A 20,936-nucleotide genomic window follows, 5' to 3' on the forward strand; every position below is an offset into this window, starting at 1 on the left:
AACCGGCGGGTCACAAAACGGCCTCGGGCCGCAGGGGACGTCCCTGGGACGCTTGCTTTTAGGGCTTCTCGCGGGTATAAAAAATCAAATTTTTTTTTAAAACACTGTTCGAACGGTCAGTTTTTCATCCCAGCAAAGGTTAGTCCTCCATGGTCGCCAAGAAACTCAGTGCCCCCAATGTCACCAAGACCCGACTGCTGGAAGCGACCGAGGCATTGTTCATCAAGTACGGCTACGACGCCGTGCTGCTGCGTCAGATCACCGAGCGCGCCCAGGTCAACCTGGCGGCGGTGAACTATCACTTCGGCGACAAGGATTCGCTGATGAAGGCCCTGCTGATGCAGCGCCTGGGCCCCCTCAACGATCAACGCCTGGAACTGCTGGCCAAATGTGAAGAGCAGGCCCAGGGACCGCTGGATTGCGAGACCCTGCTGGGGGTGCTGTTCGCCCCGGCCATGGGCCTGGAGCGCAGTGATGAAAGCGGTGGCCTGGAAGGCCGGTCGTTCATCCGTTTCCTGGGGCGGGTGTACAGCGATACCTCGCCGTTCATTCAGGAATACCTCAAGGAACACTACCAACCGGTGTTCGAGCGCTTCTTCAAGGCCTTCGCCCTGGCGCTGCCGGACCTGCCGCGCAACGAATTGGGGGTGCGCCTGCAGTTTGCCCTCAAGGCGATTTCCGGGGTGATGGCCGGCACCGAACTGCGCTTGCTGATGCAGGCCATGAGCCTGGGCCGTCCGGCCACCGACGCCGAAGTCATGGCCAAGCTGATCAGCCTGGTGTCGGCAGCGATTCGTGCGCCCATGCAGGACCCCGACTCCGAGCAGGCCCTGGAAAAGGTCTTGAACACCCAGCGCCTGATTCGTCAGCACAGCCAGTCCCTGGCCGGCATGATTCCCGCCTGAGCGGACGCCACGCCTGCCCGCACTTCAGGGTGTCGGCAGGCGTGGCACCCTCATTCAAACCATCAATATTGCTCAAGGCTGCGGCCACCATCTGCTAGGTTCTGCTCCTCGCATCTGCCCTGGAGCGCCTGGCATGCCTGCCTATCAACAGCATCTTCTGGCCGTCAACGGAATCGAACTCAGTGTCCAGGTCGCCGGACCGGAGCACGGAGCCCCGGTGTGGCTGCTGCATGGTTTTCCCGAGTGCTGGCACTCCTGGCGCCATCAGGTGCCGGCCCTGGTGCGCGGCGGGTTTCGCGTGTTCGTGCCGGAGATGCGCGGTTACGGCCGCAGTTCGGCGCCGGAAGCGGTGGAGGCCTACGATCTTCTGACCCTGTGCGCGGACATCCAGCAGGCCATGGACGCCTTTGGTCATCAGCGGGTGTGCATGGTCGGCCACGACTGGGGCGCCCCGGTCGCCTGGCACCTGGCATTGCTGGAGCCGCGGCGGGTGGCGGCGCTGGCGACCCTTTCCGTGCCCTTTGCCGGGCGTCCGAAACGGCCGGCCAGCGAGATCATGCGCGAGGTGCATGGCGGGCATTTCAACTACATCCTCTACTTTCAGCAGCCCGGGGTGGCCGAGGCGGAACTGGACGCCGATATCGACGCCAGCCTGCGGCTGTTCATGGGCAATGTGCAGGCCTTGCTCGAGCCCAAACCGGCCGATGCCCGGCTGTTCGACGGGGTGAGGGTGCCACGAGAATTGCCGCATTGGTGCAGTGAGGAGGACTTCCAGGCCTATCGCCAGACCTTTGCCGGGCGCGGCTTTCGCGGTGCCCTGAACTGGTACCGCAACTTCGAGCGCACCTGGCAGCGCACCGAGTTCCTGGCCCAGGCCCGGGTGCAGCAGCCGACCCTGTTCCTGCTGGGCGACCGTGATCCGGTGGGCGTGCTCGAAGCCCATACCCTCAGGCGCATGCCCGGTCAGGTGGCCGACCTGGAACAGCACCTGCTGACCGACTGCGGACACTGGATCCAGAATGAGCAGCCGCAGCGGGTCAATGCCCTGTTGCTGGATTTTCTGCAGCGACGGTTCACCTAGAGTACCCGCCGGTTCCTCGGACGCTGGCTTGCCAGCGAAGGCCTCGGCAGGGGCGGCGCAAGGCGGCGATCCCTGTTCGGCAAGCCGGCTCCCACTGCGGCGGATGCGGCCGGCGAAGGAGGTCGCTCAACCGAGCATTTCGCGCATACGGTGCCAGAGCATGCCCAGGGCCAGCAGCGGTGCGCGCAGGGCTGGGCCGCCGGGGAAGGTCATGTGTGGGACGGCGCTGAACACGTCCAGGCCCTGGCTGTGGCCGGCCTCGATCGCCTCGGCCAGCAGCCGGGCGGTCCAGTGGGTGACGTTCAGGCCATGCCCGGAATACCCCTGGGCGTAATACACGTTGGGGTACTGGCGCAGACGTCCGACCTGGGGGAAGCGGTTGGCGGTGATGCCGATCTTGCCGCCCCACTGGAAGTCGATGGCCACATCCTGCAACTGCGGGAACACCTTGAGCAGCTTCGGCCGCATGTAGCCGGCGATGTCCGCCGGGTCGCGTCCCGAATAGTGGCAGGCACCGCCAAACAGCAGGCGCCGGTCCGCGGTCAGCCGGTAGTAGTCCAGGCCGACCTTCTGGTCGCACAGCGCCAGATTCAGCGGGATCAGCGCGCGGGCGCGCTCTTCGCTCAGGGGCTCGGTGGTGATGATGTAGCTGCCGGCCGGCAGCACCTTGCCACTGAGCCGCGGCTCCAGATTCTCCAGGTGGGCATTGCAGGCCAGCACCAGGTGCCCGGCGCTGACCGTGCCCGTCGCGCAGCGAACGGTGACGCTGTCGCCGTGGGTCAACTCCAGCACTGGGCTCTGCTCGAACACCCGTACCCCCAGCGACGCCGCAACCCGCGCTTCCCCCAGCACCAGCTTGAGGGGATGCAGATGCCCCGAGCCCAGGTCCACCAGGCCCCCGGCATACACCGAGGAGGCCACCACCTGCGCCATGTCCTGGGGCCCCACCAGGCGGGTCGGGTGGCGATAGCCCAGGCTCGCCAGGTGATCCTGTTCAGCCTGGAACGCCGCGAACTGGGCCCGGGTATTGGCCAGTTCGCAGAAACCCCAGCGCAGGTCGCAATCGATGCCGTGCGTGGCGATGCGCTGGCGCACCAGTTCCACCGAGTCGATCCCGGCGCGCTCAAGGTATTTCACCCCATCCTGGCCGACGTAGCGGGCAAAGCCCGTGACGTCATGGCCAATGCCGCGAATCAGCTGGCCGCCGTTGCGCCCGCTGGCGCCCCAGCCGATGCGCCGGGCTTCCAGGAGGATTACCGACAGCCCGCGCTGGGCCAGTTCGATGGCGGCGTTGACCCCGGTGAAACCACCGCCGATGACACACACATCGGCCTGCAGGTCGCCACTGAGGGCCGGGTAGTCGGGCAGGGGCCCGGCGGAGGCGGCGTAGTAGGAGCGGGCATGCTCGCTGGCGCTGCCCGAGTGTCTTGGCTGAATCATTTGTTGGACTTCACTTTGCTCCAGGAGCGGGTCATCAAGCGCATGATGGCCGGCGACTGGGTGGTGGAAATGTACAGTTTGTCGAGCACGTCCTGAGGCGGGTACACCTCGGGATTGTTCACCAGCTCGGCGTCCATGTACGGCTGGGAGGCCGGGTTGGGGTTGGCATAGCCGACGTAGGCGCTGACCTTGGCGATCACTTGCGGGTCCAGCAGGTAATTGATGAAGGCGTGAGCCTCCTTGACGTTGCCGGCATCGGCGGGAATCGCCAGCAGGTCGAACCACAGGTTGCTGCCTTCCTTGGGAATGGCGTAGGCGATGTTCACCCCGTTCTTGGCTTCCTTGGCCCGGTTGGCGGCCTGGAACACATCCCCGGAGTAGCCGAAGGCGATGCAGATATCACCGTTGGCCAGGTCCGAGACGTACTTGGAGGAGTGGAAGTAGGTGATGTAGGGGCGCAGGGTCAGCAGCTTGGCCTCGGCTTTCTTGTAGTCCTCGGGCTTTTCGCTGCGCGGGTCCAGGCCCAGGTAGTTGAGCACCGCCGGAAACACTTCATCCGGCGAGTCCATCATCGACACCCCGCATTGCTGGAGCTTCTTAAGGTTTTCTGGCTCCAGCAGCACCGCCCAGGAGTCGATGTGGTCGATGCCCAGCACCTGCTTGACCTTGTCGACGTTGTAGCCGATGCCGTTGGTGCCCCACAGGTAGGGCACCGAGTACTGGTTGCCGGGGTCGTTCTGCTCCAGCAGCGCCAGCAGCTTGGGGTCCAGGTTCTTCCAGTTGGGCAACTGCGAGCGGTCCAGCTTGAGGAACGCGCCGGCCTTCACCTGGCGCGCCAGGAAATGGTTGGAGGGCACCACCACGTCGTAGCCGGTGCGCCCGGCCAGCAACTTGCCCTCCAGGGTTTCGTTGGAGTCGAACACGTCGTAGATCACCTTGACCCCGCTTTGCCCCTGGAAGTCGGCGAGGGTGGTCTGGCCGATGTAGTCGGTCCAGTTGTACACGCTGACACTGGGTTGTGCCTGGACGGCGGCGCTCATCAAGGCCACCAGTGCTGCCGGGATCACTGCTTGCAAAAGACGCATGTCGACACCTCTTCGGGTTGTTTTTGTTGATTGCGGACTGCGGACAAATCAGACGCTGAGCAGCAGGAACTCACGCTCCCAGGAACTGATCACGCGCTTGAAGTTCTCGTGTTCGGCGCGCTTGACCGCCACGTAGCCGCGGACGAACTTGCGCCCCAGGTAGTGCTCGATGGTCGGGCAATCCTCCATGTGCGCCAGGGCGTCTTCGATGGTGATCGGCAGGCGCAGGTTGCGCCGTTCATAGGCCCGGCCTTCCACCGGGGCGCTGGGCTCGATGCCCTCGACCATGCCCAGGTAGCCGCACAGCAGGCTGGCGGCAATCGCCAGGTAAGGGTTGGCATCGGCACCGGGCAGGCGGTTTTCCACGCGCATGGCGTCGGGGCTGGCGGTGGGCACGCGCAGGCCGACGGTGCGGTTTTCCTCGCCCCATTCGACGTTCACCGGGGCCGAGGTGTCCGGCAGGAAGCGGCGGAACGAGTTGACGTTGGGGGCGAACATCGGCAGCACCTTGGGGATGTACTTCTGCAGGCCGCCGATGTGGTGCAGGAACAGCTGGCTCTTCTGGCCCTCGGCATCGACGAAGATCGGCTTGCCGGTGGCGATGTCCACCACGCTCTGGTGCAGGTGCATGGCGCTGCCGGGTTCATCGGCCACCGGCTTGGCCATGAAGGTGGCGGTGACGTTGTGCTTGAGCGCCGCCTCGCGCAGGGTGCGCTTGAACACGGTGATCTGGTCCGCCAGGTCCAGGGCGTCGCCGTGGCGGAAGTTGATTTCCATCTGCGCCGGGCCGTCTTCGTGGATCAGCGTGTCCAGGTCCAGGCCCTGGGCTTCGCACCAGTCATAGACGTCTTCGAACAGCGGATCGAACTCGTTGGCGGCGTCGATGGAGAACGACTGGCGGCCGCTTTCCGCGCGACCGGAGCGGCCCAGGGGGGCCTTGAGCGGCAGGTCCGGGTCCTCGCAGCGCTGGGTCAGGTAGAACTCCATTTCCGGGGCGACGATCGGCTGCCAGCCCTTGTCGGTGTACAGCTGCAGCACTTTTTTCAGCACGTTGCGCGGCGACAGCTCGATGGGGTTGCCGAACTTGTCGAAGGTGTCGTGGATGACGATGGCGGTGGGTTCGATGGCCCAGGGCACCAGGTAGATCGATGACGAGTCGGGGCGGCAGACCATGTCGATGTCCGCCGGGTCCAGCAGTTCGTAGTACAGGTCGTCGTCGACAAAATCCCCGGTTACCGTTTGCAGCAGGACACTTTCCGGCAGGCGCATGCCGCGCTCGTGCAGGAACTTGTTGGTGGGCGCGATCTTGCCGCGGGCAATGCCGGTCAGGTCGCTGACCACGCATTCGACTTCGGTAATCTTGTGATCTTTCAGCCAGGAGGACAGCTGATCGAAAGGGGCGTTCATAAAGACCTCGATGATTGTTCTTGTCTGCTCCGAGGTGAGCGGGAGTATCCCGGCAAGGCTTCCCCTGCGGCGCATTGGCGACTATCTTGGGCGAGCCTTGTTGTTCCATCTATCCACTTTAAGCAGCACCAAAGCGCACCAAAAGAGTGCGCAAGGTCCCCCGATGACAGCGTCCAATCCGCTTCAGGTTCAAGCGTTCAACACCTTCGATGTCGCCGATCAGATCCGTGCCACCCCGGGTTGGGTGCAGCACTACCAGCAGATGTCCCCCGGGCATTTCAACGGCCTGGTGCGCTACCTCGACCTGCAGGGCGTGGAGATCTACGAGGAGTGCATGAACACCCGGGTCGAGCAGAATTTCAGCGCCCCGCAAGGCGCCCTGGCGTTCTGTTTCGACCGCAGCGACAACGCCCTGTACCTGCTCAATGGCGAGAGCCGCAATATCTGGATCACCCCGGAGAACTACCAGGAAGTGGCGGTGGTGTTCGGCCCCGAGTTCGTCCAGCGCCAGGGCCTGGGGGTGGAGCGCCTCGACGGCCTGTTCATGGCGCCGCTGGGCAGCCAGCAGAACGCGCTGTTCTGCCGCTGGCTGAGCGCCACCTTGACCCGCCTGTCCCAGACCCTCGATCCCCCCAGCCGCGAGGCCTTGACCCAGCAACTGCTGGACGACTGCCTGTACATCCTCGACAACGCCTGCGTGCGCCTGGACCCGGGTGGCCTGCAACGGCGCAACGAGGAGCGGGGCATCATGCAGCGGGTGGCGCAGTGGGCCGCCGACGTCCCCGAGGAAACCCTCAATCTGCTGGAGCTGTCCCAGGTGGCCGGGGTTTCCCTGCGTCAGTTGCAAAGCGCGTTCAAAGCCTTTACCGGCATGGCCCCCAGCCAGTGGCTGCGCCTGCGCCGGCTCAACAGCGCGCACCGCGAACTGCTCAGCCGCGGGCCCAGCGAGACCACCGTGGCCGAGGTGGCGATGCACTGGTCGTTCTGGCACCTGGGACGGTTTTCCAGCAGCTATCGGGCGCTGTTCAAGGAGTTGCCCAGCCAGACCCTGAAACGTCGCCCGAGCTGATCGGCAGCACTGGCCGCAGAAACTGGTTTGCCAGCGAAGAGGCCCGCAAACCCTGCATCACTCTCAGCCTTCGTCGGCAAGCCGGCTCCTGCAAGGCGCTGGGCGGCCGATTCGCGAAAGCGCCGGCAGCGCTCTATTCTCGGTGTGGGCTGTCTTCTTGGGGCGTGCAATGCTTGAAACCATCGACCTGACCAACGCCGCCGCGGCCCTGGGGATCGGCATGCTGGTGGGCCTGGAGCGCGAGCGGCGCAAAGGGCAGGGGCCTCAGCGTGGCAGCGCCGGGTTGCGTACCTTCGCCATCACCGCGCTGTTGGGGTTCATCGGCCAGCGAGTCGGCGGTCCGCTGCTGTTGGCCTCGCTGGCCATTGCTGTGGCCGGGTTGGTGACGGTGGCCTATTGGCGCAACGAGCAAGAGGACCCGGGGGTCACCAGCGAAGTGGCGCTGCTGGCGGTGCTGATCCTCGGGGCCTTGTGTGGCACGGCCCCGGAGCTGGCGCTGGCCATCGCCGTGGTCATGACCGCCTTGCTGGCCTATCGACAGACACTCCATCACTTTGTGCGCAGTCAGTTGAGCGACCGGGAAATCGCCGACGGTCTGACGCTGCTGGTGGCGGCGCTGGTGATCCTGCCCCTGGCGCCGGATCGTTTCATCGGCCCCTATGAGGCGTTCAACCTGCGCACCATCGGCACCCTGACCGTGTTGCTGATGGCGGTAGGGGCCCTGGGCCACGTCGCAGTGCGGACCCTGGGCGCCCATTACGGTTATGCCCTCAGCGCCGTGGCGTCGGGATTCGTTTCCAGCACCTTGACCATCGCCTCCATGGGCCAGCGGGTCGCCAAGGCGCCCGGGCAGGTCAGGGTTCTGGCCGCCGCGGCGCTGCTGTCCAACCTGGCCACGGTGACCCAGATCGCTCTGATCCTGGTAACGGTCGACAGCGCACTGCTGCAAACCATGTGGCTGCCCCTGGTGCTGGGGGGGCTCTGCACCGCGCTGTATGCCGCTTGCCTGGTGTTTCCACGCAGCCAGCCCAGCAGTGTCGAACCGGTCAGCGACAAGGGCGCGTTCAATCCCAAGCTGGCCTTGATCGTGGCCCTGACCATGAGCGCCATAACCTTCGCCTGTTCGCTGATGCTCAATTACTTCGGGCAGTTGGGCCTGATGTTGAGCGCCTTGATCAGCGGCTTTGCCGATGCCCATGCGTCCACGGCGTCCATTGCTTCGCTGGTCAAGTCCGGGCAACTGCCCGGCAGTGCCATCGGCAGCGCGGTGATGCTGGCGGTCAGCAGCAACTCCCTGAGCAAGTGCATGTTGGCGGCCCTCAGCGGTGGATGGCGCTTTGCGCTGTACGTCGTGCCCGGGCAGGCGCTGCTGACCCTGGCGATGTGGATCGGTGTCTGGCTGCAATAAGCGGCTGCCGGGTCGAAAAAAAGCCGCGACGCCTGATAAAGATCAACTCGTGCCTGGCCATTGCGCTCAGTCTTGAATGACCCCCTAGCGGTTTCTTCAAGCTCCAGTGCCGAGGTGAACCATGTCGCAAACCCCGCGTTTACTCCTGATCGCGCCCCAGCAGATGCAGCGCACGCCGGCGTTCGAACGCACGGAGCAACTGGCCCTGGCCATGCAATTGCCGGTGCATATCGTCGCCCTGGATCATCTGCAGGCCCTGACGCTGGCCGGGCTGTTCGAGAGCCGTGAGGCCGAGCAGTTGCAGGCGGCCTATCTGGAACAGCACGGGCAATGGCTGGAGCTGCAGGCGCAAGGCATGCGCGAGCGTGGCCTGTCGGTGACCTGCGAAGCGCGCTGGGCCAGCCAGCCGTATCAGGAGATCCAGCTGTTCGCCAACGAGATGCCCCTGGCCCTGATCATCAAGGACGCCCATGCCGAGTCGGCGATGCGGCGGATCTTCTATACCCCGCTGGACTGGCAGTTGCTGCGCGATTGCGCGCTGCCCGTGCATCTGGTGACCGAGGCCCGGCACCCACGGCCACGCCGAGTGCTGGCCATCATCGACGTGCTGCGCAGCGAAGTGCAGGACTTGCAGTTCAACGATCAGATCGTCGACGCGGCGGTGAAACTGGCCGAGCAATGCGGCGCCGAGCTGGACCTGCTGCATGTGTATGACTGGGTGGCCGTCTATGCCAAAGACACCGGAGCCGGCGCGCTGTCCCTGGCCAGTGGTTTATATGAAGCCCTCGGCGCGGCGCAACACGATGTCTATCGCGCTCTGGCGGAGCGCCACGGCGTGCCCCCGCAACGCAGCCACTTCATCGAGGGCATGCCGCTGCAGCAAATCTGCCGTTTCGCCGAGGAGCACCAGAGCGATGTGATCGTCATGGGCACCACCCAGCACCGCGGCCTGCACAAGCGCCTGGGCAGCACCGCCGAACATCTGCTGTTGCAGGCACCCTGCAGTATCTGGGCGGTCAAGCCGCCGCGTGACCCCTTGCCATGAGCCGCACCAGGCCACGCCGGTGCCACACCGGCGTGGCACCGCCGGTCACAGGAGCAAACGATGCACCACCTGATGGGCGTCGTCAGGGTCGGTGTGGGTGGTGAAACCCAGGTGCGCGGCCAGCTCGCGCATGGCCTGGTTGTTCACGCTGTCCACCGAATACATTTGCACAAACCCATGCTGGCGGGCGGCGCGGATCAGATGGGTCATCAGCAATGACCCCAGACCCAGATGCTGCCATTGATCGGCCACGGTGACGGCGCATTCGCATTCATCGTGGGACGTGGCGGCATAGCGGCTGACACCGATCTCGATCAACTGGCCCTGTTCATGCACCAGGGCGATGTAGGCCAGACGCTGCTTGCCGTCGACATCCATCAACTGCTCGAGCATGGCGGCGTCGGGCTCCTTGATCTGCGCCAGAAAGCGCATGTGTCGCGATTGCGGGGACAGGCGCTTGATGAAGTTGTACTCGCGCTCGCGGTCTTTCTCGGCCAAGGGCCGTATCAGCACGTGGCGGCCGTCGTTAAGCGCCTCGATCCAGTGCAGGCCGGTCACGGTGCCGTAGGCAGCGGCGGCCTGATCGTTGTGTTCCTTGATGCTGAACATGGGGCGATCCTCTGGGGACGATGAAGGTGGGCCCGCGACCCGCGGCCGCGTGCTGACTATCCTTTACCCCTGTTGCCCGGGGCAGGATCTGATCTGGATCAGATGCGGCCCACCGCCGCGGATATTGACTGCCGGCGCGGGCTTAACCCGAGGCTTTGTGACTTTTGTCAAATCGGCGGCCCGAGCGGCGCGCATCATCGGCGCATCGGCTCGGGACTCCCGGGCCGTTGTCCAGTGCGCCGCCCGGGAGGTGCTCATGTCCACACTGCAACGCGTGTTGTTGATCGCCCCCACGGCGCTGTCCCGCACGCCGGCTTTCGACCGGGCCAGTGCCCTGGCCCGGGCCATGGGCGCCAGCCTGCACATCGTCGCCTTCGACTTCATCGAAGTGCTGGAGGTCGCCGGGCTGTTCGATCACCAGGCCATGGCCCAGGCCCGGGAAGGCTACCTGCAGGTGCATCGGCAGTGGCTGGAGCAACAGGCTCGCTTCGAACGGGCCAATGGCCTGCGGGTGACCACCGAAGTGTTGTGGGCCAAGGCCCGGCTGCAGGACATCCTCGATTATGTGACCGACTACCACCCGGACCTGGTGATCAAGGACGCCCAGCCAGTACCGGCCCTGCGGCGGATTTTCTACAAGCCCCTGGACTGGTTGCTGCTGCGCGAGCTGCGCCAGCCGTTGCACCTGGTGACGGACTGTCGGCACCCCTTGCCGTTGAAGGTATTGGCCGCCCTGGACCTGTCCCATCTGGAATACCTGACCCAGGGCCTGAACCAACGCATTCTCGAGATGTGCGCGACCCTGGCCAAACACTGCGGTGCCCGGGTGCACTTGCTGAATGTGGTGGATTGGGCCACTGAGAACGCCACCGGCCTGCCGATCTACAGTCCTGACACCAACATCAGCTTGCGCGATGCGGTGAATGATGCGCAGCAGGAAGCGTTCGAGACCCTGGCCGAGCGCTACGCCATTGCCCCTGAGCACTGCTATCGCCTGGAGGGTGTGCCGCATCAGGTCATCGCACGCTTTGCCGCCGACAACGATTTCGACCTGATGGTCCTCGGGCGCGCACATCGCCGGGGCTTGCAACGCTTCATCGGCTCCAGCGCCGAGCAACTGCTGTATCACACACCCTGCAGCCTGATGCTGGTGGAGCCCCAGGAGTGAGGTGCGGCCATGCCCCGCAACCTCGCCCGACACGAAGGAGATGGAGATGCGCCTGAGCTTTCTCGGTGCCGCCGGCACCGTCACCGGCAGCAAATACCTGTTGCAGCATGAGGACCGGCATGTGCTGGTGGACTGCGGGCTGTTCCAGGGCTACAAGCAGCTGCGCCAGCACAACTGGGAAGCCTTCGGCCTGCCGCTGCGCGAGCTGGACGCCATCGTGCTGACCCATGCTCACTTGGATCACAGCGGCTACCTGCCGCTGCTGGTGCGCAATGGCTATCGCGGGCCGGTGTATGCCACGGCGGCCACCTGCGAGCTGGCCAGGATTCTGCTGCGCGACAGTGCGCGCCTGCAGGAAGAGGAGGCGGCTTATGCCAACCGCCATGGCTTCTCCAAGCACTCTCCGGCATTGCCGCTGTACACCGAGCGCGATGCCGAGCAGGCCCTGAAACTCCTGCATCCGCTGCAATTGCACCACCGGGTGGAAGTGCTGCCGGGGCTGCACATCCAGTTGCGCGGCGCCGGGCACATTCTCGGCGCCGCCACGGTCCAGGTCGACGCCGCGGGCATGAGCCTGGTGTTTTCCGGTGACCTGGGCCGCATGCAGGACCCGCTGATGTTCGCCCCCGAAAGCATCGAGCAAGCCGATTATCTGCTGGTGGAGTCGACCTACGGCGACCGCCTGCATCCCCGGGACGACCCCGAGCAGCAACTGGCCGATGTCATCAACCGCACCGCCGAGCGTGGCGGCATCACCCTGGTGCCGTCCTTTGCCGTGGGGCGCGCGCAACTGCTGATGTACCACCTGTATCGCCTGCGCCAGCGCCAGGCGATTCCCGACCTGCCGATCTACCTCAACAGCCCCATGGCCACCGACACCACCCATCTGTATCAGCGCTTTCGCAGCGACCATCGACTGTCCCGGGAGGAGTGCGAAGGCATGTGCCATGTGGCGCACATCGTGCGCAGCACCCAGGAGTCCATGGCCCTGGACCAGCTCAAGAGCCCGGCGGTGATCATTGCCGCCAGTGGCATGGCCACCGGTGGCCGGGTGCTCTACCACCTCAAGGTGCTGGCGCCCGATCCGGCCAACAGCCTGCTGTTTCCCGGGTTTCAGGCCGGCGGCACCCGCGGCGCGCAGATCATCGCCGGCGCCGAGTCGGTGCGCATTCATGGCCGGGAGGTGCCGATCCGCGCCGAAGTCACGGCCATGCAGAACCTCTCGGCCCATGCCGATGCCGACGAGATCATGCAATGGCTGCGAGGCTTCAAGCGCCCGCCGAAACACACGTATGTGGTCCACGGCGAGGCCAACGCCGCCGACACCTTGCGTCGGCGCATCAGCCTGGAACTGGGCTGGTCGGTGTCGGTGCCGGAATACCGGGACAGCGTGGAGTTGCAGCCTGGCCCGGCGACCTAGTCCCTGGCCGCGTTCTGGCAACCCGCGACCCGCTGCTTCAGGCCCTCCAGATCGAGGATCTCCACCTGCTTGCCGTTGATGGTCACCAGGCCCTGGTCCCGCAGATGGGCTATGCCCCGACAAACGGTTTCCAGGCGCAGCCCCAGGTAGGAGCCGATTTCCTCGCGGCGCATGCGCAGGATAAAGGCTCGGGACGAATAGCCCCGCAGGCTCAGGCGCTGGGACAGATTGAGCAGGAATGCCGCCAGGCGCTCGTCGGAGTTCATGTTGCCCATCAGCAGCAACATGCCGTGATCACGCACGATCTCCCGGCTGAGGATCTTGTTCAGGTTGTGCTGCAGCGAAGGCAGGGCCTGGGACAAGTGCTCCAGCTGGGCAAAGGGAATCGGGCAGACCTCGCAGTCCTCCAAAGCAAAGGCGCTGCAGGCATGCTGGTTGGTGCTGATGGCGTCCAGCCCGAGAATCTCGCCGGCCATCTGGAACCCGGTGACCTGCTCGCGGCCATCCACCGACAGCACGCAGGTCTTGAAGAACCCCAGGCGCACGGCGTACAGCGAATGCAAGGGGTCGCCGGCGTGATACAGCGCATGGCCTTTCTTCACCTTCAACCGTTGCAGGATCAAGGTGTCCAGGCACTCCACTTCCTGGTGGCTGAGGCCGATGGGCAGGCACAACTCCTGCACGCTGCAACTTGAGCAGGCGGTCTTGAGGTGCTGTACCTGAATCGGGCGTGCTTCGAATGGCGGCATGGGGGGCTCTCGACGGTTGAGCCGGCTCGGCAAGGGAGGAGGGCAAGCCTGACGATTAACTGTAGACCGATGCGATCGGTGCTGCTTGATGTCAATCGGAGGTCATGAACGAAGAAGTGGCAATGGGCCATAAAGTCATTAAAGTGAGTGTCCCCCATCCTCGTTCAAGGATTGACGATGCGCCCAACCGGATTCTGGACCCGCTGCCAAACCGCCGTATTGACCAGCTGCCTGCTCGGCCTGCCGTTGGTGGTTCTTAGCCCTGAGACTCAGGCAGCGGAGCCTGATTTCATCACCCTGGTGATCGAGAACGAAGGCGACTATCCCATCACGTTCGAGCCGCCGTTCCACGTCGACTCTTCGGATTTCGAGCGCAAATACCCGGTAAGCGTGCCCAAATACGCCACCGCCAAGGGCCTTGAGTCCGGTCCCGTGGTGATCGGCGCGCGCCAGCAGGGCATGCTGGTGATGGCCTTGAGCAAGCCGATGTTCAACATCCTCGATATCTTCAGCAAGGACTGGGGGTTCAACCTCAAGTTCTGCCAGGAACGTGGGGCCTGTGACGAAGCCCGGCTCAGCGGCACCATCCGCTCCACCACCAGCTTCAACTGGAACCAGTCGAACAACTTCAGCCAAGCCCAAGTCAGCGATATGACCAACGACGAGCTGGAGGCCTATGCCAAGACCAAGGCCATGATCTCGGGCATTCTGACCACCCTGGGCAGCGTACTCGGCCTGCCGATCGGTGCGGGCGGCATGATCGGTGGCCTACCGGATGCGCAGAACTTCAAGGTGACCCTGAAGCAGCAATGCAATGCACGCTTCTCGATGAACCTGGAGCCCTCGCTGGCACAGAACGGCGATTTTCTCGTCGACTTGCGGGTCAACCGCGTGCTGCCCAGCGACATGACCAACTTCAACGGTTTTGTCATCGACGACAGCGCTGTGGTCGGCAAGGGGTTGCGCCTGGTGGAAAACAACTGCCGCGATGGCCGGCAAGCCCAGTGCCTGATCAGATTCAACGGCGGCACCGACATCAAGAACCTCAACACCACCGAGTTCTCCGTCACCGATCGCGCCGGTTGTATGGCCGGCGACAAGCTGGCCTATTCCCAGGGTGCGTTCATGCTCAGCAACAAGGTCGGCTTCCCGGTGCGCTACACCCTGTTCATCAAGGACCGCATGGTCGACAACGGCGAAGTCTGGCCCGACCAGAACAAGGACCTGCGCCAGTTGGTGGGTCAGGTCATGGCCACCGTTGGCGACCAGGAATGCCCGCAGGCCCAGGACCCCTGGATGGGTGGGCGGCGCATGGGTGTCTGCTCGTTGCGCCTGGAAGTCCAGGGTGACGGTGGCCCGGGGCTCAAGGGCAGCCTGCGTTGCAGCCTGTCCATGCGCCAGGGCACCGTGGGCGACCCCAATGCCGACTACATGAACCTCTACAGCCTGACCGGTTGCACCCCGGCCATGCCGGCGTCCATCAGTCCGGTGGCCGGTTTCTACCAGATGGACGTCAAGCGTCTGGTGCCCCTCAGTGGCATGCACAAAATGATTTCCATCGAGCTGATCAAGCCGCAGCAGTAAGGACGTAAGCAGATGTCAGCCACACAGGCTTTTTCCGCCCCGGGCGGGCACGACGCGGCGCTGACCCGACGCGACGACGACCTTCTGGACCGCTGGCCGGTGGCCAAGCTGGTCTATCGCATGATCACCGCGACGCCCTTGGGCTGGTCGGCGCGGATCGGCCTCTATGGTCAGTGGGGCAGCGGCAAGACCAGCGTGCTGAATTTTCTGCAGCTCATAGCCGAGGAGAAGGACGACATCGTAGTGCGGCTTCCCGCGTGGCGCACCACCGGGGAGCAGGAGTTCATCGTCCAGTTCTATCTGGCGCTGGCGGATACACTGCAACGTTCAGGTGTTGGCGAACCCTTCAAGCACTGGACCAAGCGTCAGTCGAAAAAGATCGCCGAGATCCTGGAAAAAGCCGCCAATAAAACCGCTGACCTCAAACTGCCCGAGTCGGCCAGCTACAGCGAAATCGTAACCTTGGCCGCCGGCGCGGCAGGGCTGGTCTTCGAGAAACTGAGCGAAATACTGCAGCTGGAAAAAAGCGACCTGGATGCCCTGCGCAAGCAACTGGGCGATAGACGCATCATTGTTTTTGTCGACGACCTCGACCGTGCCGATCCCCGGATGCTCCCGACGACCCTGTTGACGCTGCGCGAGCTCCTGGACTGGCCGGGATTCGTCTTTGTCCTGGCCTTCGACAAGGACGTGGTGGGCAAGGCACTTCGCTCCTATTCCGAAGCCTTCGGCGAGTCGGCCCTGCACTTTCTGGACAAGATCATCGATGTACCGGTGACCCTGCCCGAGCCAAGCCCGAAGCAGGTGCAGCGAATGGTCGCCAGGAACCTGAAATACTGCTGCCCATTCCTGCCGGACACGGCCATCGCGCAGACCGCCGAGTGGTTTCCCACCAATCCGCGCCAGGCCAAACGCATCTGCCGCAGCTTGTCGGTGTTTGGCGCGGCAGCTGATCGACATGCCGATGGGCAACTGGACTGGCGCGGAATCATCCTGCAAACCCTCTTGCGTGAGACCGAACCCAAGGTGGCCCAGGTGGTTGAAGAGCACCTGCTGGGTTTCCACTCGGCCTTCAGTGCCAGCATGTTCGGCAATGCCAATAACGCCAAACTGGAGCAGCACAAGCAGGCAGCGCTCAACGCCGCGCAATGTCCCAAGGACGAAGTCAATAACAAGCGCCTGTGGAAGCTGATCGAAGAGCTGGGCCGTGCCAGAAGCAAACTGTCTTTGGCAAACATTCACTATGAGATGAGCCTGGCGGTCCGCGAGGTGGAGTTCACCATTCCCGAGTTTTCCCGGTTGGTGAAATCCTGGGGGGAATACCCGAGTGCCCAGACCCTCAACGACTTCATTCGTGAGGCGGCCAGTCGTAGCGATGAAGGTGAGGTTGCCGTGGCCAGCGCGATGCTCAACATGGCGAATTTCCAGTATGGCGAGCAGTTGGGCAGAACCGCGTCCCTCTACTCACGGGAGGCGTTCGAACGAGCGATGCGCAGCGCCGCAGAGCTCCTGAGATTGATCGAGTTCTGTTACTCGACCGAGATTGAAGGGGCCGTGTCCACGGCGCGCGGCGACCATGAAGTGTGCATTGGCTTTATCAGGAGCTTTTATGGAAGCGTTGCCAAAGACGCTAGCGCATCTGAAAGGGCGCTCCGTGAGCGCGAGCTGCGACTGGCGGCGATCATTGCCGCTCAGTGTGACGATCCGCAGCGCCTGTATCTGGATGCCGAACCTTTTCATGGCACCCTGAGTGTCCCTTCTTGGGAATTCTCTCGTGCGCGCGAGCACTATGTGACGGTGTTACAAGAGGTACTCGCGCCTCGTTTGATACGCCGTGCCATCCATCTGTTCGCCATACCCAATGGCGTCATGAATGCACTGATCCTGGATGATGCGCGGCTCAAGTGGGTACTGACAGAAGAGCGCTCCCCCCTGTATACGCAGGCATGCAAAGAGCTGGGATGTGCTGCCTTGAAGCAACTGATCGAGAACCCCCAGGACCTGGTCAGCAGGGAAGTACTGGCGAAGAATGCCCTGTCCTATCTGGATGCGTTTATTACTCGCTGGGAGTCTGCCTCCACTAGTGCAGAGCAGGCCAAGCCCTATCTGGACTATATCCGGTTGGCTTGGCAGGCCCTCTGCCAGCTGGAGCCGACCCTACAGATGCGGGTGCATCTGAAGACGCTAAAGTCGCAGCTTGAACGGCAGGTGGCGATCCCGGAATTACTGGAGACTCCCACCTGGTGGGAGGGCGATCCCTATGCCATCGAGCACGAACTGCGAGGCATTTGACTCCGCGCGGCCTCCGCTCAATAGCGCGAGAGGCCATTGCCCCGGGTTTCGTTGACGTGCCTTGGCCCTGGGCGCAGGGGGCTTGGTGCACTCACCCCGGCGGCAGCAACCGCAACGGGTCCACCGGTACGCCATTGGCGCGGATCTCGAAGTACAACTGGGCGCGGTCGGTGTCCTGGGACCCGGCCTCGGCAATCTTCTGGCCCTTGATCACCATCTGGCCTTCCTTGACCACCAAGCGGCTGTTGTAGGCGTAGGTGCTGGTGTAGGAGGGGCCGTGCTGGAGGATCATCAGGTTGCCGTAGCCGCGCATGTAACCGGCGAACGCCACTTTGCCGCCCAGGGTGGCGTGGATGGGCTGGCCCTGGGTGGTGGCGATGCGGATGCCTTGGTTGAGCTTGCCGGTGGGGGAGAAACGGCCGATCAGCACCCCGCGCAGCGGCCAGCTCCAGCCTTGTAGGGTGACCTTGGGCATGGGCGGGGCGGGCGGTGCGGCCTTGACCTTGCTCTTGCTGGCGGTGCTGCGCGACTTGCTGCTGACTACGCGGGTGGTCCTGGTCGCGCCGCCAACTCGCAGTACCTGGCCGACTTCCACGGTGTAGGGCGCCTTGAGGCCGTTGAGCCGCGCCACTTCCTTCCAGTTGGTGCCATTGCGGCTGGCGATCGAATACAGCGTGTCGCCACGCTTGACCCGGTATTCACCGGCCTTGAGCGGCCCAGTGCCGCCAGGGCTGGAGGAATTGGAGCTGCAGGCCGATACCGCCAGCAGCAGTGCAATCAATAGAAGTCTTACCAACACGCGGCAACCATTAAGTCCTGACCAAGTCCTGTAGCCCAAGCTGCCTGTAGCGCGCCGGGCAAGCCGGCAACTATACCCGTTTGCCGGACAACCGGCGCGCAATAGACAGTGTTCGGTGCCGTTAAATTCCATCAGGACTCAGGGCGTGGCGGATTTCCCGGGCCGCCCCGGGCGGGCTATTGCCGTCGATAGACTGCCGCACTCCAGTAGCGACTGCCGTCGCTGTGCTGGCGTTTCCAGCCGGCCGCGGCCAACTGCTTGCCGATCAGGCGGTTCATCCAGCCATGACCGAGCAACAGCACCGGCTGTTGCCCGGCCAGGGACTGCAATCGATGGGCGGCGACAGCGGCGCGCTGGCGGGCCGCAGCGGCCGATTCGACCTGTCTTGAGTAACCGCACACCCAGAGGATTCTCAGGATCGCAGCCCAGGTAAAGGGCGACAGGCGTGGTCGTCTCCAGCGTGCGTAGGGCAGTTGCGCCTCGCCGAACACCGGGTCCACCAGGGTTGGCTCCCTCCTGAGCGCCTGGACGGACGCCAGGGCCCGCGGAGCGTTGCTGGAGACAACCACCCCGGCGCTGGCGGCCAGTTGCAGGCTCGAGGACGGAGCCGGTTGCCCGCCGATGTCGGAACGTTCGTAGTCCTGTATCCAGCCCTGCATGTCGAGGGCGGAAACTTTCCGGGTGGCGATACCTTGGGGCTGACCGTGACGCATGAGAATGATGGTGTTGTTCAACGGCTTTCTACGTCCTTGTTGGTGCTGCTTGAGGAGGCGGGGGCAGCCTGGGCGATCCAGCCGTGATCCCGGTACCAGGCCAGGGTATCGCCAATGGTGCGTTCCAGGGAGCGAAAACTCAGCTCGAGTTCCTGTTCGCTCTTGCGGGGGTCGAAGTGGCTGCGGTCCGCTTCCCGAAGCATCAGGCGCACGGTCGCCAGGCTCAGCAACACCGGCTTGCCGGTCAGGCGCGCATAGACCTCCTGCACGGCGGCCAGGGTATAGAGCAAGGGCACCGGCAGCGGGCGTGTCGGCGTGGCGACCCCGGCGATACGCCCGATGATGGGCACCAACTGGGCCATGGTCATGTGCCGGCCCGCCGCCAGGTAGCGTTGGCCGCGGCGTCCGTAGCGGGCAGCGGCAATCTGCGCCAGGGCCACATCCCGGGCGTCGACCAGGGAGAAGCTGCCGGGAACCAGTCCCGGCAGGCGGCCGCGCACCACGTCCATGAGCAATTGCCCGGCGGAGGTCGGCCCGATATCGCCAGGGCCCCACATCCAGCCGGGCAGGACCATGCACCCCTGCATCTGTGGATGGCTGTCGAGAAAGGCCAGCAGGACGCGATCGGCGAGGATCTTGCTGCGGTAGTAGTGGTCCGCGCCTGCCGGGTCGCGCAGGCAGGTTTCATCGATCAGGCTGCCGGGCGCGCCGTTGAGCACGGCAATCGACGAGGTCTGCACGACGCGGCGGATGCCGGCGCCGTAGGCCCGCTCCAGCAAGTGCTGCGTGCCCAGGACGTTGATCTTGTGCAACTGCTCCCAGTGGCTGCCGCCCTTGTAATTGTCGCGAAAGAACGCCGCGGCATGAAACAGCGTGTCGCAGCCCTGCAACGCGGCGGCGAACCCGTCGACATCGGCCAGGTCGCCGACCACCAGTTCCAGGCCGTGCAGGGGGCCGAACTGCTGTTCGCCCTTGGCCCTGGAGCGCACCAGGGCCTTGACCTTGCAGCCTCGGGCCAGCAGCTCGCGTACCAGGTTGTTGCCCAGCAGGCCGGTGGCACCGGTGACAAAGGTGCAGTGCATTTCAGGGCAATAGCCGCTATCGGTGTCTGTGGGTACAGGGTGTTCGGGGGCGTTGCTCATTCAATCCGTTCCATGGGGAGGCGAGGGCGCTAGATATACCTTGGACGAGACCCTGGAAAAATGGCGAGTCCTGCATAATGGCTTTGCGAATTTGCACAGCTGACGGCAGGGAGTAGCACTTTGGAAGCCAATTGGGATGATCTGCGCCTGTTGCTGGCGGTCTGGCGACGGGGCAGCTTGCTACAGGCCGGGCAGTTGCTGCAGGTGGCGCCGTCGACGGTGTCCCGGCGCTTGAGCCAGCTGGAGGCGGCCCTGGGCGAGCCGTTGCTGGAGCGGGGCGTCGAAGGCTGCTGGTTGACCCCTCGGGGCCAGGCGCTGGTGGACGTGGCCCTGGCGGCGGAGGCCGGGCTCAGGCGACAGCGGGCCCTGGGCAACCCGCCGCGACCGAGCGAACTGCAGGGCAGCATCCTGGTCAGCGCCGGGGAGGGGTTTGCCTCCAGTGTGCTCGAGGCGGCCCGGCGCCTGACATCGGCTCACCCTGGATGCGCGGTGGAATTGCAGGTCAGTGCAGAGTTTCACAAGCTGGCTCGCGGTGTGACGGATATCGCCGTGCGAACCGCGCACCTGGGAGAGCCGTCGCTGATCTATCGAGCCCTGGGCAAGCTTGAATACGGGGTGTTCGCCAGCCCGGAGCTGCTGCGCCGCTGCCCGGGCATCACCCCGGCCACCGCCCCCACCATCGGCCTGCTGCCGCCCCTGGACAACTTGCCGCCGATGCGCACGGCCAAGGCCGCAGGCCTTGACGGCAAGCAGATCCGGGTCAACTCGTTCAGTGCGCAGGTCGAGGCGGTGCGTCAGGGGATGGGGGTTGCGGTGATGCCGCGGATTTTGGCCGGGGATCTGCTGGAGGTGTTTGCGCCCATGACATTTGCGCCGCTGGAGGTCTACCTGGTGACCCGGCCGCAAGCCTTGAAGCAGCCGCACATCAAGCAGTTTTTCGCGGTGCTGGAGCAGGTGCTGGGTGAGCGGCTGTCGGCTGCTGCAACCGGCGCAACCGCTTAGGGTTGCGCCGGCCCGGCA

General features: G+C 64.4%; 18 protein-coding genes. 10 read left to right on the forward strand and 8 right to left on the reverse strand.

Features of this window, described 5'->3' with window-relative positions:
- Positions 1-149 precede the first annotated feature (149 nt).
- Positions 150-905 carry a TetR/AcrR family transcriptional regulator gene (locus tag DWF74_RS00330; RefSeq protein WP_115580000.1) on the forward strand — a complete coding sequence of 252 codons (756 nt, stop codon included), beginning with the start codon at positions 150-152 and terminating at the stop codon, positions 903-905.
- A 133-nt stretch (positions 906-1,038) separates the two neighbouring features.
- Positions 1,039-1,986, forward strand: a complete 948-nt coding sequence (locus DWF74_RS00335) for an alpha/beta fold hydrolase (protein WP_115580001.1) — start codon at positions 1,039-1,041, stop codon at positions 1,984-1,986.
- Between the two features lie 126 nt (positions 1,987-2,112).
- Here DWF74_RS00335 and DWF74_RS00340 read toward each other — a convergent pair whose 3' ends face one another.
- Genes DWF74_RS00340 through DWF74_RS00350 form a run of 3 tightly spaced genes read right to left on the reverse strand, consistent with a single transcriptional unit; the run spans position 2,113 to position 5,918 of the window.
- Positions 2,113-3,426 carry an NAD(P)/FAD-dependent oxidoreductase gene (locus DWF74_RS00340; protein ID WP_115580002.1) on the reverse strand — a complete coding sequence of 438 codons (1,314 nt, stop codon included), beginning with the start codon at positions 3,424-3,426 and terminating at the stop codon, positions 2,113-2,115.
- Positions 3,423-4,511: a polyamine ABC transporter substrate-binding protein gene (locus DWF74_RS00345; protein ID WP_115580003.1), complete on the reverse strand. Its 1,089-nt coding sequence runs from the start codon at positions 4,509-4,511 to the stop codon at positions 3,423-3,425. Before DWF74_RS00345 ends, DWF74_RS00340 begins: the two co-directional genes overlap by 4 nt.
- A gap of 48 nt (positions 4,512-4,559) precedes the next feature.
- Complete coding sequence (locus DWF74_RS00350; protein WP_115580004.1) at positions 4,560-5,918, reverse strand: glutamine synthetase family protein; 1,359 nt, start codon at positions 5,916-5,918, stop codon at positions 4,560-4,562.
- A gap of 163 nt (positions 5,919-6,081) precedes the next feature.
- Here DWF74_RS00350 and DWF74_RS00355 point away from each other — a divergent pair, with 163 nt between their 5' ends.
- The 3 genes from DWF74_RS00355 (at position 6,082) to DWF74_RS00365 (ending at position 9,440) form a co-directional block, all read left to right on the forward strand.
- Positions 6,082-6,987, forward strand: a complete 906-nt coding sequence (locus DWF74_RS00355; protein WP_115580005.1) for a helix-turn-helix domain-containing protein — start codon at positions 6,082-6,084, stop codon at positions 6,985-6,987.
- A gap of 169 nt (positions 6,988-7,156) precedes the next feature.
- The gene (locus DWF74_RS00360; RefSeq protein ID WP_102865087.1) at positions 7,157-8,395 is read left to right on the forward strand and encodes an MgtC/SapB family protein; all 1,239 of its coding nucleotides are present in this window, start codon (positions 7,157-7,159) and stop codon (positions 8,393-8,395) included.
- Positions 8,396-8,516: 121 nt separating this feature from the next.
- Entirely contained in the window at positions 8,517-9,440 is a 924-nt protein-coding gene (locus DWF74_RS00365) for a universal stress protein (protein WP_115580006.1), read from the forward strand.
- Between the two features lie 45 nt (positions 9,441-9,485).
- Here DWF74_RS00365 and DWF74_RS00370 read toward each other — a convergent pair whose 3' ends face one another.
- The gene (locus DWF74_RS00370) at positions 9,486-10,049 is read right to left on the reverse strand and encodes a GNAT family N-acetyltransferase (RefSeq protein ID WP_102865085.1); all 564 of its coding nucleotides are present in this window, start codon (positions 10,047-10,049) and stop codon (positions 9,486-9,488) included.
- 256 nt (positions 10,050-10,305) lie between these two features.
- Here DWF74_RS00370 and DWF74_RS00375 point away from each other — a divergent pair, with 256 nt between their 5' ends.
- Together DWF74_RS00375 and DWF74_RS00380 are read left to right on the forward strand one after the other, a co-directional pair.
- Positions 10,306-11,217 (forward strand): universal stress protein, encoded by a 912-nt coding sequence (locus DWF74_RS00375; RefSeq protein ID WP_102865084.1) that lies wholly within the window; start codon positions 10,306-10,308, stop codon positions 11,215-11,217.
- Positions 11,218-11,263: 46 nt separating this feature from the next.
- Positions 11,264-12,637, forward strand: a complete 1,374-nt coding sequence (locus tag DWF74_RS00380; protein ID WP_102865083.1) for an MBL fold metallo-hydrolase RNA specificity domain-containing protein — start codon at positions 11,264-11,266, stop codon at positions 12,635-12,637.
- On the opposite strand, the gene fnr is transcribed toward DWF74_RS00380, so the two are convergent.
- Entirely contained in the window at positions 12,634-13,386 is a 753-nt protein-coding gene (gene fnr, locus DWF74_RS00385; protein WP_060843532.1) for a fumarate/nitrate reduction transcriptional regulator Fnr, read from the reverse strand. The genes DWF74_RS00380 and fnr overlap by 4 nt on opposite strands.
- Before the next feature lie 177 nt (positions 13,387-13,563).
- Between fnr and DWF74_RS00390 the strand changes: the two genes are divergently transcribed.
- Together DWF74_RS00390 and DWF74_RS00395 are read left to right on the forward strand one after the other, a co-directional pair.
- Entirely contained in the window at positions 13,564-14,970 is a 1,407-nt protein-coding gene (locus DWF74_RS00390; RefSeq protein WP_115580007.1) for a hypothetical protein, read from the forward strand.
- 12 nt (positions 14,971-14,982) lie between these two features.
- Positions 14,983-17,262, forward strand: coding sequence for a KAP family P-loop NTPase fold protein (locus DWF74_RS00395; protein ID WP_115580008.1), 2,280 nt, complete (start codon positions 14,983-14,985; stop codon positions 17,260-17,262).
- A 91-nt stretch (positions 17,263-17,353) separates the two neighbouring features.
- Here DWF74_RS00395 and DWF74_RS00400 read toward each other — a convergent pair whose 3' ends face one another.
- From DWF74_RS00400 to DWF74_RS00410, 3 genes are all read right to left on the reverse strand, one after another.
- Positions 17,354-18,061: a peptidoglycan DD-metalloendopeptidase family protein gene (locus DWF74_RS00400; protein WP_102879395.1), complete on the reverse strand. Its 708-nt coding sequence runs from the start codon at positions 18,059-18,061 to the stop codon at positions 17,354-17,356.
- Positions 18,062-18,237: 176 nt separating this feature from the next.
- Positions 18,238-18,774 (reverse strand): histidine phosphatase family protein, encoded by a 537-nt coding sequence (locus DWF74_RS00405; protein WP_205413493.1) that lies wholly within the window; start codon positions 18,772-18,774, stop codon positions 18,238-18,240.
- A gap of 17 nt (positions 18,775-18,791) precedes the next feature.
- The gene (locus DWF74_RS00410) at positions 18,792-19,856 is read right to left on the reverse strand and encodes an SDR family oxidoreductase (protein WP_102865248.1); all 1,065 of its coding nucleotides are present in this window, start codon (positions 19,854-19,856) and stop codon (positions 18,792-18,794) included.
- 180 nt (positions 19,857-20,036) lie between these two features.
- On the opposite strand from DWF74_RS00410, the gene DWF74_RS00415 reads away from it, so the two are divergent.
- On the forward strand, positions 20,037-20,918 hold the full coding sequence (locus DWF74_RS00415; protein ID WP_115580010.1) for a LysR family transcriptional regulator: 882 nt from the start codon (positions 20,037-20,039) through the stop codon (positions 20,916-20,918).
- Positions 20,919-20,936: the final 18 nt, after the last annotated feature.

This window comes from Pseudomonas protegens (assembly GCF_003363755.1).
Taxonomy (GTDB): domain Bacteria; phylum Pseudomonadota; class Gammaproteobacteria; order Pseudomonadales; family Pseudomonadaceae; genus Aquipseudomonas; species Aquipseudomonas danubii.

Excerpts from the sequence above, each read along its gene's own strand:
- DWF74_RS00330 (WP_115580000.1), top strand. The coding sequence starts at position 150 with ATGGTCGCCAAGAAACTCAGTGCCCCCAATGTCACCAAGACCCGACTG.
- DWF74_RS00335 (WP_115580001.1), top strand. The coding sequence starts at position 1,039 with ATGCCTGCCTATCAACAGCATCTTCTGGCCGTCAACGGAATCGAACTC.
- DWF74_RS00340 (WP_115580002.1), bottom strand. The coding sequence starts at position 3,426 with ATGATTCAGCCAAGACACTCGGGCAGCGCCAGCGAGCATGCCCGCTCC.
- DWF74_RS00345 (WP_115580003.1), bottom strand. The coding sequence starts at position 4,511 with ATGCGTCTTTTGCAAGCAGTGATCCCGGCAGCACTGGTGGCCTTGATG.
- DWF74_RS00350 (WP_115580004.1), bottom strand. The coding sequence starts at position 5,918 with ATGAACGCCCCTTTCGATCAGCTGTCCTCCTGGCTGAAAGATCACAAG.
- DWF74_RS00355 (WP_115580005.1), top strand. The coding sequence starts at position 6,082 with ATGACAGCGTCCAATCCGCTTCAGGTTCAAGCGTTCAACACCTTCGAT.
- DWF74_RS00360 (WP_102865087.1), top strand. The coding sequence starts at position 7,157 with ATGCTTGAAACCATCGACCTGACCAACGCCGCCGCGGCCCTGGGGATC.
- DWF74_RS00365 (WP_115580006.1), top strand. The coding sequence starts at position 8,517 with ATGTCGCAAACCCCGCGTTTACTCCTGATCGCGCCCCAGCAGATGCAG.
- DWF74_RS00370 (WP_102865085.1), bottom strand. The coding sequence starts at position 10,049 with ATGTTCAGCATCAAGGAACACAACGATCAGGCCGCCGCTGCCTACGGC.
- DWF74_RS00375 (WP_102865084.1), top strand. The coding sequence starts at position 10,306 with ATGTCCACACTGCAACGCGTGTTGTTGATCGCCCCCACGGCGCTGTCC.
- DWF74_RS00380 (WP_102865083.1), top strand. The coding sequence starts at position 11,264 with ATGCGCCTGAGCTTTCTCGGTGCCGCCGGCACCGTCACCGGCAGCAAA.
- fnr (WP_060843532.1), bottom strand. The coding sequence starts at position 13,386 with ATGCCGCCATTCGAAGCACGCCCGATTCAGGTACAGCACCTCAAGACC.
- DWF74_RS00390 (WP_115580007.1), top strand. The coding sequence starts at position 13,564 with ATGCGCCCAACCGGATTCTGGACCCGCTGCCAAACCGCCGTATTGACC.
- DWF74_RS00395 (WP_115580008.1), top strand. The coding sequence starts at position 14,983 with ATGTCAGCCACACAGGCTTTTTCCGCCCCGGGCGGGCACGACGCGGCG.
- DWF74_RS00405 (WP_205413493.1), bottom strand. The coding sequence starts at position 18,774 with ATGCGTCACGGTCAGCCCCAAGGTATCGCCACCCGGAAAGTTTCCGCC.
- DWF74_RS00410 (WP_102865248.1), bottom strand. The coding sequence starts at position 19,856 with ATGCACTGCACCTTTGTCACCGGTGCCACCGGCCTGCTGGGCAACAAC.